The 13,618-nt window shown below is 44.2% G+C and carries 10 protein-coding genes; 1 reads left to right on the forward strand and 9 read right to left on the reverse strand.

All coding sequences use genetic code 11. The features are described from left to right. Positions 1-35: 35 nt before the first annotated feature. Complete coding sequence (locus KUL49_RS14895; protein WP_014948987.1) at positions 36-1,217, reverse strand: acetate kinase; 1,182 nt, start codon at positions 1,215-1,217, stop codon at positions 36-38. Between the two features lie 388 nt (positions 1,218-1,605). On the opposite strand from KUL49_RS14895, the gene KUL49_RS14900 reads away from it, so the two are divergent. Continuing rightward, positions 1,606-2,055 (forward strand): Hsp20 family protein, encoded by a 450-nt coding sequence (locus KUL49_RS14900; RefSeq protein WP_014976128.1) that lies wholly within the window; start codon positions 1,606-1,608, stop codon positions 2,053-2,055. A 100-nt stretch (positions 2,056-2,155) separates the two neighbouring features. On the opposite strand, the gene KUL49_RS14905 is transcribed toward KUL49_RS14900, so the two are convergent. From KUL49_RS14905 to dapB, 8 genes are all read right to left on the reverse strand, one after another. After that, on the reverse strand, positions 2,156-2,548 hold the full coding sequence (locus KUL49_RS14905) for a DUF3224 domain-containing protein (RefSeq protein ID WP_014948986.1): 393 nt from the start codon (positions 2,546-2,548) through the stop codon (positions 2,156-2,158). A gap of 90 nt (positions 2,549-2,638) precedes the next feature. Further along, the gene (locus tag KUL49_RS14910; RefSeq protein ID WP_131137805.1) at positions 2,639-3,178 is read right to left on the reverse strand and encodes an NUDIX hydrolase; all 540 of its coding nucleotides are present in this window, start codon (positions 3,176-3,178) and stop codon (positions 2,639-2,641) included. A 10-nt stretch (positions 3,179-3,188) separates the two neighbouring features. After that, positions 3,189-5,039 (reverse strand): hypothetical protein, encoded by a 1,851-nt coding sequence (locus tag KUL49_RS14915; RefSeq protein ID WP_131137806.1) that lies wholly within the window; start codon positions 5,037-5,039, stop codon positions 3,189-3,191. Between the two features lie 124 nt (positions 5,040-5,163). Next, entirely contained in the window at positions 5,164-7,149 is a 1,986-nt protein-coding gene (locus KUL49_RS14920) for a methyl-accepting chemotaxis protein (protein WP_165477913.1), read from the reverse strand. Between the two features lie 307 nt (positions 7,150-7,456). Further along, positions 7,457-7,933, reverse strand: a complete 477-nt coding sequence (gene greA, locus KUL49_RS14925; protein ID WP_014948981.1) for a transcription elongation factor GreA — start codon at positions 7,931-7,933, stop codon at positions 7,457-7,459. Between the two features lie 117 nt (positions 7,934-8,050). Beyond that, positions 8,051-11,272: a carbamoyl-phosphate synthase large subunit gene (gene carB, locus KUL49_RS14930; protein ID WP_075176286.1), complete on the reverse strand. Its 3,222-nt coding sequence runs from the start codon at positions 11,270-11,272 to the stop codon at positions 8,051-8,053. A 13-nt stretch (positions 11,273-11,285) separates the two neighbouring features. Then, a complete protein-coding gene (carA, locus tag KUL49_RS14935) occupies positions 11,286-12,416 on the reverse strand; it encodes a glutamine-hydrolyzing carbamoyl-phosphate synthase small subunit (protein WP_014948979.1) in 1,131 nt (376 codons plus the stop codon). Between the two features lie 371 nt (positions 12,417-12,787). Further along, complete coding sequence (gene dapB, locus KUL49_RS14940) at positions 12,788-13,591, reverse strand: 4-hydroxy-tetrahydrodipicolinate reductase (protein WP_014976121.1); 804 nt, start codon at positions 13,589-13,591, stop codon at positions 12,788-12,790. Positions 13,592-13,618: the final 27 nt, after the last annotated feature.

The raw sequence follows: 13,618 nt of genomic DNA on the forward strand, positions 1-13,618 counted from the left end.
TGCTTTTGCTAACGCGTTGGCGTTGCTTATATAATTTACGCGAAGGTTGCAGCTTCTGCGGCTATCACCCATTCTTCATTTGTAGGCACAACATAAACTGCCGTTGATGCGGTATCAGCGGTAATCTTTCCACCTTGACCAAATCGCGCGTCGGTATTCCTTTGCTCATCTAAGCTAATTCCAAAGTGGGCGAAATACCCCATAGTTGTCTCACGAATAAGCGATGAGTTCTCCCCTATTCCGCCTGTAAATACAATAGCGTCTAACGTGGGCACGGCTACCATATAACCCGCGATGTATTTAGCTAAGCGATAGCAAAAAATTTCAATGGCCAATAATGCACCTTCGTGACCTTCAAGCGCCGCATCTTCAAGGGTTCGACAGTCGTTACTCAGCTCTGAGATACCAAGTAATCCAGACTGTTTGTTAAGTAAATCACTTATCTCATCTGCGGTTTTGCCAAGCTTCTTCTGCAACGTTCCCGGTAGACTCGGATCTAAGTCGCCACAGCGAGTGCCCATAACTAAGCCTTCAAGAGGAATAAAGCCAAGGCTTGTGTCTACTGCCACACCTTTTTCTATAGCCGACACACTGCAGCCATTGCCTAGGTGGGCACTGATAATGCTGGTATCTGAAACCGGCTTCTCAAGAATTTTTGCCATGCTATCAAGTATGAACTTGTGACTGGTTCCATGGAATCCGTAGCGTCTTATGCCGTGCTCGCGATAAAGCGACATGGGTAAAGCATAAATGAAGGCTTTTTGGGGTAAGGTTTGAAAGAAAGAAGTATCAAATACGACTACGTGAGGCAGGTCAGGGTAAGCCTCTTGCGCCGTGACGATCCCCTTTAGGTTCGCCATATTATGAAGCGGAGCCATGCTTGCATAATCTTCAATTGCTTTTAGTACGCTATCATCGACAAGTGCAGCCTGCTTAAACTTTTCACCACCATGAACAACACGATGCCCTATTGCGATAGGCTTAACGCCCGTACTAGCGATAACTTCTGAAATTGCGCTTAACGCTTCGGTATGGCCAGCTTTTTCAGGTAGTGCGCGTTTTTCTTTTTTGCCGTTTAACTTGTAAGACAAACTAGCATCACTATTACCTAGTGCTTCAGCAATACCAGACAGTCCAGCCTCTCCAGTGTCAGCGTCAATTATCGCGAACTTTACGGACGAACTGCCGCAATTTAAAACTATAACTTCTTTCTTCATTTTTTAAATTTACAAATAAAAGTGGTAAGACATTTTGCTTAACCAAATTGTAGCATTTATAAACAACCGGATTGGTTAAACAATTGCTAAATGTTTTATAAAAACATCGCATACACTTATTGTATGTGAGGTTTTTTCTCAATATTTATTGAAAAGCACGCGATTCATTTCATGCCGTAAAAAAAGAAACAAATAAAACCAATAAATACATACACTTAAAATTAAATCCAAGTTTTTTGGAAAAAATATGCATTTTCTTTCTTGAAAAGTATTTGGGCCATTCCTATATATGTTTTGTCGGCGCTGAAAGGTCAGGTCGACAAAACCGCCGCCGCAGAGTCGGGGCATTTAAACTTTTAACATATTGCTTAATTTTGAGGATATGACTATGCGTACTATCGATCTATCTCCACTTTACCGTTCATTCATTGGTTCTGATCACCTAGCGTCATTAATTGATGCAGCATCTCGTGCTGAGAAGCAAAGTACCTACCCGCCGTATAACATAGAGTTACTTGGCGATGACAAGTATCGTGTAACCATGGCTATTGCCGGCTTTAGTAAAGACGACGTTTCTATTCAGGTTGAAGAAAACACGTTGACGATTACGGGCACGAAGAAAACGGAAGCGGACGATAAAGAAAGCAAAGAGCGTAAGTTCTTACACAAGGGCATTTCAGAGCGTAACTTTGAGCGTAAATTCCAACTTGGCGACCATGTAAAAGTGCTAGCTGCAGATATGGAAAACGGTCTGTTACACATCGATATGGAGCGAGTCATTCCTGAAGCCAAGAAGCCTCGTCAAATAGAGATTGGTTCTCGTTTAATTGAAAATTAATAGTTAGTTTCTTGGTTTGTTTCCCAACTTTTAGCGGCGCCTTTCGGCGCCGTTTTTTTGGGCTTAAAAAAATCGCTTTTCGTTGCCGCTTACCCGTTACTCACGCGTTGTCGATTTCAATGGCGTAATCAGCTTTACCCGATTCACCAGACTTAAAGTTACCTCGAAGGTTTTTTCCCGTCAGTTCACCTGTAGCAGACCCTTCAATTGATATAAATTCGCTGCTTGCAACTCCATTCTCAAACTTACCGGCATGCTGAAAAGTAACCGTGCCGCGCATACCGTTTACTACGCCAACGAAGGTTTCAAACCCGGTAAATTTGGCAGACATCTGAGATTGATAAGACATCAAAAACTCGACATTAGATTCGCCACTCATTTCACCAGAATACACCTGCTTAATACTAGCGTGAGATACCTTAATTCCCTCTGATCTTTCACTAAGTGTGTCTTCGTCCCATTGAGTAATGGAAAAACTTCCTTTGAACGCCATAAATATCTCTTTATAAATGGTTTTTAGTTATAAACTGTAAACCCTAGCTTCTCAGAAAGAAAAAACAGTCAGCAAATTGTAACAGGGTGTTTAGATAATCCCCTTAAGCATGGCTAACCCCACTGCGTTACAGGTGCTTGCGTCCTTGATTTCTCCACGTTTTATTTTCTCCTTTAACTCATTTAAGGAGAGTGAAACAACGCGCAAGTCTTCTTCCTCAACATCGAGTTTTTGTGTGCCTTGGGTGAGGCCTTTAGCTACATAAATGTGATAACCCTGATTACAAAAACCGTATGCTAAATATTGAAAACCCACATATTCCATTGAATCTGCAGTTAAGCCAGTCTCTTCTTTAAGTTCACCTTTCGCCAATTCAACAGGGTCGACATCAGGGTTACTTTCCCATGCACCTTGAGGCAACTCAAGCTGGCGCTCTTTTATGGTATAGCGATATTGCTCAACCATGTAAACCGTATCGCCTTCTATCGGCAAAATAATAGCGAAGTCAGGCTTTTCCACCACGCCGTAAATGCCTTCGTTTCCACTGCTGCGTTGTATTTTGTCTTCTCTTACGCGAAGCCATTTGTTTTCGTACACAACTTTTGTATCTAGTGTTTTAATATCAGCCATGCCTCACTCCTCACTCACTGTCTTTTTCGTTTCGAAGAAAACCTGCACTTTCTTCCGTCTCTTTAAGTGTTAGGCGATCGTCAGGTTTTTTATTAAACGCTCGGGTTTGTTGATTAACTTGATGAATGGTACTTGCATTGGCTAAGTCTGATTCATTAGTGATTGAAGCGATGGTCTCTCTACCGCGTAAGAATGCTTTAATTTCGTCGACGATTTCCTTCAATTCTCCGTCGTTTTTGTTCATTCCCATTACAAAGCGCGGGGCTTCCAGATTGTTCATACCGCTAGTGGCGAATATAGAAGTGTTAATTCGGCTAGTAATGATCCACGGTGTGATACTGCTTCTAACTACGACATTTTCAGACCGTGTAGAATCGTGAATTGCCATACCTGTTGAAACTCTAGACTCGGTATACGTGCCTTCGGTTTTCATGTACATCAGCAAAGAGTTAAAGTTCAGCTCGCCCCAAAACATGTGAGACGCGTTATTTAAAATACTTCCTGCCGCTCTGAAAGTAAGCCAAGCGAATATCAGCATGAGCAAATTATTGACCATAGAAAAAGCATTGTTCAACAGTGCGCTGTTATCTACACCGATATTGATAACCAGATGTAGTAGCTCAGCGAGCTGTACGCCAGATGAGTAAAACAATACCGCGGCAACAACGACGGCAACTTGCGCAATGGCGCTCAGCGCTACTTTAGCCCCTCTGGGTAATGCCAATCCCTCACTGAGGGTTGGCTGAGTTTCTATCAGTAATTCCCCTTCGAAACTACCCTTCCCTTCAGCCTGCTCTTTAAGCTTAGGAACAAAGTCTGCGTATATTCTGTTTGGGACTTCCTTGTAACGACGGTTGGCAAGCACGATGTTTTCTATATTGATAAAAATCTCATTGGGATGAACAGACTCTTGCATGTTTGCTCGAAATTCGCTGACGTCAGTTTGTGGTGTCACTAAATCCATGCGCTTTTTAAGTAATGGAAATACAAGACCTATCACCACGCCGATACTGATGAAGAGGTATACAAAGTTCAGCCAAGCGCTAAAAAAAGCGTGTTCTTCAGACCAGGTTTTAAGTTCATTGATATTACTTCCCACCACACCATCGAGAAACACACCCGCACCAAGAGGAACGACAAGTGCTAATCCAATGATTACACCAATTGACAACCCTCCCGCTTTAGCAAGTTGCGAGTTTCCTTCGTTATGGATGCCCTTTGCCGTAGAGGTCCAGTTGGCAACAAAATAGATAAGCAATACCAAAGAAAGAACAGGCATAACGACAATTTTTGCGACTTCACCTGCAAAGCCATTACTTACTAAAAAATAGACGATGGCGTAGGTAACTAAGCCCACGATAAGTGTCGCCCCCATGGCTAAAATTTCTTGGGCAAGATGGCGTAGCGGGTAAGGTAAGAAAACAAGCTTGGGAAAAACGCTGTGAACTAGCCGAGCGAGCCAGCCTTTTGGCTCCTCAAAGGTAGTATTTCGTCTTCCCATAAGCATAGAGTGCAGTGATTCTTTTGAGTAAAGCAGGGATTTTTGCTCTGCCTGAGCAGCATCTTGTTCAGATTTTGAGAAGTTGTAGGCCAGTGAAGTGGGAACCGTTCTACCTACAAAAAAGCGCATAAGTTGAAGGATACCAACCGCCGTATGGCGTATTCCCGATACTACTAAAACAAAACCAACCGCTAGCAAGGTATAGCCTTTCACCTTGTTGGCTTCAAATATTGCCGGTACTGTGAAAACAACGTAAACCGCTAACAATAGCGTTAAGACACCACCCAGTGTTCTAAGCGCTCCTTCTGTCTTAAATGGGTTCTTTATCCCTAGCGTCTGAGAACCAAAATCATAAGCCATGATGCATCCTTTCGAAAACAAAAGGAAAAATCATACTTAGTGTAAGTAGATTGAGCAATAAATTTGTATCGTCTCTCACTCAATAGAAAACAGTCCTTTGCAAGTTCAGAATAGGCGTGACGACTTAATCTGCTTTAAACCCATCAATGGTTCGCTGTAGTAAGTCATTATTTTGCTGCATTTCATTTGAGAGTTCTGACAACTGCTCAGCAATATAGAGCTCATGTCGGGCAGCTTCTTCTACAGAAACAACATCTTTAGCCACCTCTTCGGTGGTGACAGATTGCTGTTCAGCAGCAGAGGACATGTTGTTCGCCATGTTTTCTAGCTCACTTGCAGCTTCTTTTACTTTCTCAGCGGTGGACCGCCCTTCTAACGTGGTGTCCATAGACGTAGAGATTGAACTGACATTCTTATTGATGTCATTGACAACGATAACGCTTGCCTCTTTTAAACTAACAAGTAGTGTGGAAATTTTGTCCGACGACTCCCGGCTGCTTTGTGCTAATTTTCTTACTTCGTCAGCTACTACAGCAAACCCTCTTCCGTGATCACCCGCTCTCGCAGCCTCAATGGCAGCGTTCAATGCCAACAGGTTAGTCTGATCAGAAAGCGTGTTAATAGTCTCTAGAATAGTGCTTATTTCCGTTACTTTTAGCTCCATCTGTGCCGCGTTGGTTTGAACCCCACGAATATCCTCTGACAACACTGTCATACTATTTCGGATATTGTCGTTAGCTGCTAGCGATTGATCGGCTAGCTCATCTAGCCTCTTACTTGCGTTTAACGTATCTAAGGAAGAATTGGCGATTTCACGACTTGTTACGGCGACTTCTTCTATCGCGGAAGCGATGTTCGCAGTGAGTTGCTGTGTATTTCCGGCATCACTCAACATTTCTGCACATGCCGCCTCTAATTTTCCAGAAAGTCTTGTGCTAGTACCAATTGATTGCCCTAGCCCTCTGATAAGGTCACGTAGCGCTAGAATAGTAGTATTAACTGAACGTGAAATTTCCCCCAACTCATTGCTTGTACTCATTGATACATCGATAGTGAGGTCGCCTTTTTGAGCGATTTTGTCGAGGTTTGAAACCAAGACGCTGAGTTGCTGGGTGATAATACCTATCAACACGCGATAGATAAGTGCGATGAATAATGTCACTACAACAATAATAACAGCAATCGCGGTTAGCGATGACGTTGCGGCAGCGACATTACTATTAGAATCTTGTTTTGCTGTTTCTACAACGCCGCTAAGGATCTTTGCAATTTGGCCAATCTGAGCCGTTGCCAACGCAAACCATTCGTTATTGTTTGGCAAGGAAGCGAAATTTACATCACTTGCTACAACATTGGCAGCAATTGATTCAACCTGCGTTGATGTAGACGAAGATATTGAACTAGCAAATTCGGATTTGAACTCACCGGTTAATCCGAGTGTCAGCTTCTCCGCTAGGTAACTGATATCGTCGGTATAACTGTTAATTTCAGCTTTTGTGTTGGGGTTAATACTTTGCTTTGCTAACACTGCGTTTATTTTCCCCCTGCGCTGTCCAAGCCTTTCTTTCAAGCGAGCAAGATTTAGCCCCTGCAGCAAATGCTGCTTAGCTTTTTGATCACTAAGCAAAATAGTAAACGCATTAGCCGCATTGAGAGCGCGCTTGTTTAATTCACTATAGTAACCAAACGCTTCAGCACCATTTAACGAATCGACTGCTCTCCTTATTTCCCCTTTGTTTGCCTCCACTTTAAAAAGGGGCTGTAATATAACGTCTATACCAAGATCTTCAGACCAGTTTTCGTTGTGAATTGATTTAAGGCTTTGAAAGGCTTGATCTGCATTTTCGCGCTGATTAACAATCTTTTGCTTAGAATCTGAATTTGGATTTCCTAAATATCCGGCTGTTAGCCCACGCTCAACCGCATGGTGATGGGCGACTCTTTCTACTGCGCTGACTAACGTCACCAAACGCTTATCTTGTTCAGCCGATGACATATCCTTTACGAGTTGACTGATGTCTTTATATGCTAAAAATGCAATGGAAAGAAAAAGTGTCCCTGTTCCAATCAACGTAAGTTGTACAACGGATAGTCTACTAAAAATAGTCAAGGTTTTGGCCTCCATTCCGTGCACTTAAATACCGAACCTAATACTTGGAAATTGCTTTAGCGAAGCGTGAATTGTCGAAGAATTCTGCTAATAAAACTCAAAACACTTTTGAAGTATAGGCAGTAACGAGGAAATTGAGGCTTTTTGTTCTAATAAATTAGTCTAATTTAGGACCACTATTACCAAAACTAAAAAATACAAAACAAGGTGAAAATCAAAGGCGTAAAAGTTAGTTATATAGGATCAACTGAGAGGAATGTTTAGATTCAATAAGAGCCAGCGGTATTGCACCGCTAGCCCCTCGATATTAAATGTACTCGACTTCGATGATTTCAACTTCAACTGCGCCGGCTGGCGTTTGAATCGTTACCATGTCATCAAGCTCTTTGCCTATTAGACCACGAGCGATAGGTGAATTAACCGAAATCAAGTTGTTCTTAATATCAGCTTCGTCATCACCAACAATACGGTAGGTGGTTTCTTCATCGGTATCGACGTTTAGAATGGTTACGGTAGTACCGAAAATAACCTTACCCGTATTTTCCATTTTGGTAACGTCGATAATCTGTGCATTTGATAGCTTGCCTTCAATATCTTGAATGCGGCCTTCACAGAAGCTTTGCTGCTCACGGGCCGCGTGATACTCAGCATTTTCTTTTAAGTCACCATGTTCACGTGCTTCGGCAATAGACTCGATAATACGTGGGCGTGTTTTGGTTTTTAGCTCATTTAATTCGTCACGCAGCATTTGAGCGCCGCGCGCTGTCATTGGATACTGACTCATGAATACCGTCTCACTTAGCTAGTAATTTAAACAGAAAAGTGCGCCGCGAAGGCGCACTTTTTATTCGTTCACACAAATGTAATATTGCTAGGATACCTCGTATCCTAGCGTATGTCATTAGTGTTTGAGTCTAGCGTGTAGTTCTTGAACTGACGCCACTTTATTGCGGTCATCAGCAGACTTAGCACGGATAGTTGCGAACGCTGCGTTCATTGTCGTGGTGTAGGTTACCTTGTTTAGCAAGGCTTCACGACGAATGTACACTGAGTCGGTGATGGCTTGACGACCTTCTGTTGTATTAATCAAATACGCGTATTCGCCATTTTTGATTGCATCAACAATATTAGGGCGGCCTTCAGACATCTTATTAACCACAGTACTCATGATGCCTGCATCATAAAGCTCGGTAGCCGTACCGCGGGTAGCTTCAATACTGAAGCCCGCTTCAACCAACGCTTTTGCCAGAGCAATCATACGAGGCTTGTCGGTATCACGTACTGAAATAAGCGCTTTACCTTGCTTAGGTAGTGGCGCACCCGCACCTAAGTTAGCTTTAGCATAGGCTTCTTCGAAGGTATCGCCAACGCCCATTACTTCACCCGTTGAGCGCATCTCTGGGCCTAGCAGTGGGTCAACACCTTGGAACTTAGCAAATGGAAGCACCACTTCTTTCACAGAGTAGAAAGGTGGAATCACTTCTTCTGTTACGCCCTGCTCGGCTAGGCTCACGCCAGCCATTACACGTGCTGCAACTTTAGCAAGAGGTACACCCGTTGCCTTAGAAACGAATGGAACGGTACGTGCTGCACGAGGGTTAACCTCGATTAGGTATACTTCACCATCTTTAATCGCAAACTGTGTATTCATCAGACCGACTACGCCAAGTTCAAGCGCCATGGCTTTAACTTGTTCGCGCATGACATCTTGAATCTCTTTTGAAAGCGAGTGTGGAGGTAATGAACACGCAGAGTCACCAGAGTGAACACCCGCTTGTTCAATGTGTTCCATGATGCCGCCAATCACTACGTCTTTGCCGTCGCAAATAGCATCGATATCAACTTCAATAGCATCATCCAAGAAACGGTCTAGCAATACTGGCGCGTCGTTAGACACTTTAACCGCTTCATTAAGGTAACGCTTAAGATCTTTGAGGTCATACACGATTTCCATCGCACGACCACCTAGCACGTAGCTTGGACGAACCACTAGCGGGAAGCCAATCTCTTCAGCCATAGTTAGCGCTTGCTCAACGTTAGTTACCGTGGCATTCGCAGGCTGCTTGAGGTTAAGCTTGTTCACCATTTGCTGGAAGCGCTCACGGTCTTCAGCACGGTCAATCGCTTCTGGTGAGGTACCGATAACCGGTACACCCGCCGCCTCTAGTGCACGAGCAAGTTTAAGTGGCGTTTGACCACCATATTGCACGATAACGCCTTTCGGCTGCTCTTTAGCAACGATTTCAAGTACATCTTCCAGCGTTACTGGCTCGAAGTACAGACGGTCTGATGTGTCGTAGTCGGTAGATACTGTCTCAGGGTTACAGTTAACCATAATGGTCTCGTAACCGTCTTCACGCATTGAAAGCGCCGCGTGAACACAGCAGTAGTCGAACTCAATACCTTGACCAATTCGGTTTGGACCGCCGCCCAAAACCATGATCTTGTCTTTGTCAGTTGGCGCTGCTTCACACTCTTCGTCATACGTTGAGTACATGTAAGCTGTACTGGTAGAGAATTCTGCTGCACAAGTATCTACACGCTTGTAGACAGGAGAAATACCAAAGTCACGACGGGTTTCACGAATATCGCTTTCTGCCACTTTGGTTAGCTCAGCAAGACGCGCATCAGAGAAGCCTTTACGCTTAAGTGCGCGCATAAAGTCGGCATCAATACCCGGTAAACCAAGCTCTGCTACTTTAGCTTCAAGAAGAATAAGATCTTCAAGCTGTACAAGGTACCAGCGGTCGATATTGGTAAGGTTAAATACCTCTTCAACCGTCATGCCCATACGGAATGCATCACCGATGTACCAAATGCGCTCTGCACCAGGCTGACGAAGTTCATAAACCACTTTATTGCGTGATTCAGGGTCTTCAAGGTCAACCATTGGGTTAAGGCCTGTCGCACCTACTTCAAGACCGCGAAGGGCTTTTTGCAGTGATTCTTGCTGGTTACGGCCAATGGCCATCACTTCACCTACCGACTTCATTTGAGTAGTCAGTCGGTCGTTAGCACCGGCAAACTTCTCAAAGTTAAAGCGTGGGATCTTAGTCACTACGTAGTCGATAGACGGCTCGAAAGATGCTGGCGTTAGGCCACCTGTAATGTCGTTTGCTAATTCATCTAGCGTATAACCTACCGCAAGTTTCGCTGCTACTTTCGCAATTGGGAAACCTGTTGCTTTCGAAGCAAGCGCTGATGAACGCGATACGCGAGGATTCATTTCGATGATTACTACACGACCAGTTTTCGGATCTACACCGAACTGTACGTTTGAACCACCGGTTTCAACGCCAATTTCGCGCAGTACAGCCATCGCTGCATTACGCATTAGCTGGAATTCTTTGTCAGTCAGGGTTTGTGCTGGAGCAACTGTGATTGAGTCGCCGGTATGCACGCCCATAGGGTCGAAGTTTTCGATAGTACATACAATAATGCAGTTATCTGCTTTATCGCGTACTACTTCCATTTCGTACTCTTTCCAACCTAGCAACGATTCATCGATAAGCAGCTCGTTGGTAGGAGAAAGGTCTAAGCCACGGTGACAAATTTCATTAAATTCATCAATGTTGTACGCGATACCGCCGCCGGTTCCACCCATGGTGAAAGACGGACGAATGATACAAGGGAAGCCGATGCGGCTTAGTACATCGTGCGCTTCATCCATGCTGTGCGCGATTTCCGCACGTGGACATTCAAGGCCGATGTTTTTCATTGCTTTGTCAAAGCGCTCGCGGTTTTCTGCTTTATCGATTGCATCTGCCGTTGCACCGATGAGCTCACAACCGAATTCTTCAAGTACGCCGTGCTTGTCTAGCTCTAGCGCACAGTTAAGCGCAGTTTGTCCACCCATTGTAGGTAAGATGGCATCTGGACGTTCTTTTTCAATGATCTTGCGAACTACTTCCCAGTGAATAGGCTCGATATAAGTCGCATCTGCCATTTCTGGGTCGGTCATAATGGTTGCAGGGTTAGAGTTAACCAAAATAACACGGTAGCCTTCTTCTCGAAGGGCTTTACACGCTTGCGCGCCTGAATAATCGAATTCACAAGCCTGGCCGATAACAATAGGGCCAGCACCAATGATAAGAATACTTTGTATGTCGGTACGTTTTGGCATAGCGGGCTAATTCCTACTGCTTGTGTTGTTCAATAAGTTCGATGAAGTGGTCGAATAACGGTGCCGCTTCATGAGGACCTGGGCTGGCTTCAGGGTGTCCCTGGAAGCTGAACGCAGGTTTGTCGGTGCGGTGAATACCCTGCAGCGACTTGTCGAACAACGAAATGTGAGTTACTTCTAGGTTATCTGGCAAGCTAGACTCATCAACTGCAAAACCGTGGTTTTGGCTAGTGATCATAACTACATTGCGCTTAAGGTCTTTAACCGGGTGGTTTGCACCGTGGTGACCAAACTTCATCTTCACTGTCTTCGCACCACTTGCGATAGCAAGTAGCTGGTGACCAAGACAAATACCAAATACAGGCGTACCGGTTTCGACGATAGTTTTGATTGCGGTTACTGCGTAGTCACATGGCTCTGGGTCGCCCGGGCCATTTGACAAAAATACACCATCAGGATTCATGGCTAGTACGTCTTCAGCAGGCGTTTGCGCTGGTACTAACGTAACTTTACAACCGCGGTCAGCTAGCATACGAAGAATATTATTTTTAACACCGTAGTCAAAAGCAACAACGTGATATTTGAACTCGCTTGGTGTTACATAACCTTTACCAAGTTCCCAACTGCCTTCTGTCCATGTTTTTGGCTCAGTAATACTTACTACTTTTGCCAAATCCATGCCTTTAAGGCCAGGGAAAGCTTTTGCTTGCGCTAGTGCGCTAGACTCGTCTAATTCATCAGAGCAAATAATGCAGCCGTTTTGTGCACCTTTGTCTCGCAAGATACGCGTTAAGCGACGTGTATCAATGTCGGCAATACCCACAACGCCTTTCGCTTTAAGGTATTCAGACAAAGTTTGCTGTTGACGAAAGTTACTAGCAACAAGAGGTAGGTCACGGATGATTAGACCTTTCGACCAGATTTTATCTGCTTCGACGTCTTCTTCGTTAGTGCCGGTGTTGCCAATGTGTGGATAAGTAAGGGTGATGAGTTGTTCAGCGTAGGATGGGTCGGTGAGAATTTCTTGATAGCCGGTCATGGAAGTATTAAAAACGACTTCCCCAACGGCGGAGCCTGTAGCGCCTATCGCCGTACCTTTAAAAACAGAACCATCCTCTAACACCAAAAGGGCAGAATTAGCCAAGTCAACCTCCAGATTAAGGATAACTATGTGTTTGTGCAGTTTTCTGCACAAACCCCACAAAAAACGGGAGTTATTGATAACAATACATCCCGTTTTACGATCTTTGCAGCTAATAAAACCGCACTCTTCAGCCATTTTGGCGGCCTCAGAATACGAAATTCTGGCAAATTCCGGCGAGTATACATCACTGACCGAAAATGGCAAATTTATTTGTAATAATTTACTAAAATACCGCTTATACCACGATTTTTGCGCAGAACCACCGAAAGTACGGCTTATTGCTCATTTAAAGTGCAACTTTAGTTTAACACTTTGATAACGCCCTCAAGCTCGCCTGCTAATTTAGCTACAGCATGCTGGCATAAAAACGCCTATAGCTTTAAATCAAGTACATCAACCATGGAGTATAGACCAGGTTCTTTTCCATACAACCACTTCGCTGCATGCACTGCGCCTTTCGCAAAAGTAAGTCGACTTGATGCCTTGTGCGTAATCTCCAGGCGCTCACCAATATCTGCAAATAAGGCTGTGTGTTCACCGACAATGTCTCCGGCTCGAATTGTTGCGAAGCCAATAGTGCCTTGGTCGCGTTCAGGCTCTTTTCCTTCTCTGCCGTATACAGCGCAGGTTTTTAAATCACGGCCCAATTCGTCAGCAATGGCTTCACCAATGGCCATGGCTGTACCAGAAGGCGCATCTTGTTTAAATCTGTGATGTGCTTCTGTTATTTCGATGTCAGCCGTTTCACCCAGCACACTTGCAGCTTGTCGAACTAGGGAAAGCATTAAATTTACGCCCACACTGTAATTAGCCGCAAATACGATAGGTATATGCTTTGCTGCTTCGTCGAGTGCCGCCAACTGTGAATCGTTTAATCCAGTAGTTCCAATAACAACAGGCATTTTATTTTTAACGCACCACGTAAGATTACTTTCAATAACCGAAGGCAGGGTGAAATCGATCATTACATCTGCATCATTACCACTTAAATCTGATAGCGCAGTACAATCAACGTCTTTTTTGCCAATGCCCGCAAGTTCGCCCACATTTAGTCCAACCCAAGGTGAATCATCGCGTACCGTTGCCACGCTAAGTTGTGCATCGTCACTTAAATCTAGCGCTTCAACTAAAACCCGTCCCATACGCCCGTTGGCGCCAAATAATCCTACTTTCATTTTTTCGTTTTACACTTTTATAAACCT

The organism is Alteromonas sp. KUL17 (assembly GCF_006538305.1).
GTDB classification, from domain to species: domain Bacteria; phylum Pseudomonadota; class Gammaproteobacteria; order Enterobacterales; family Alteromonadaceae; genus Alteromonas; species Alteromonas macleodii.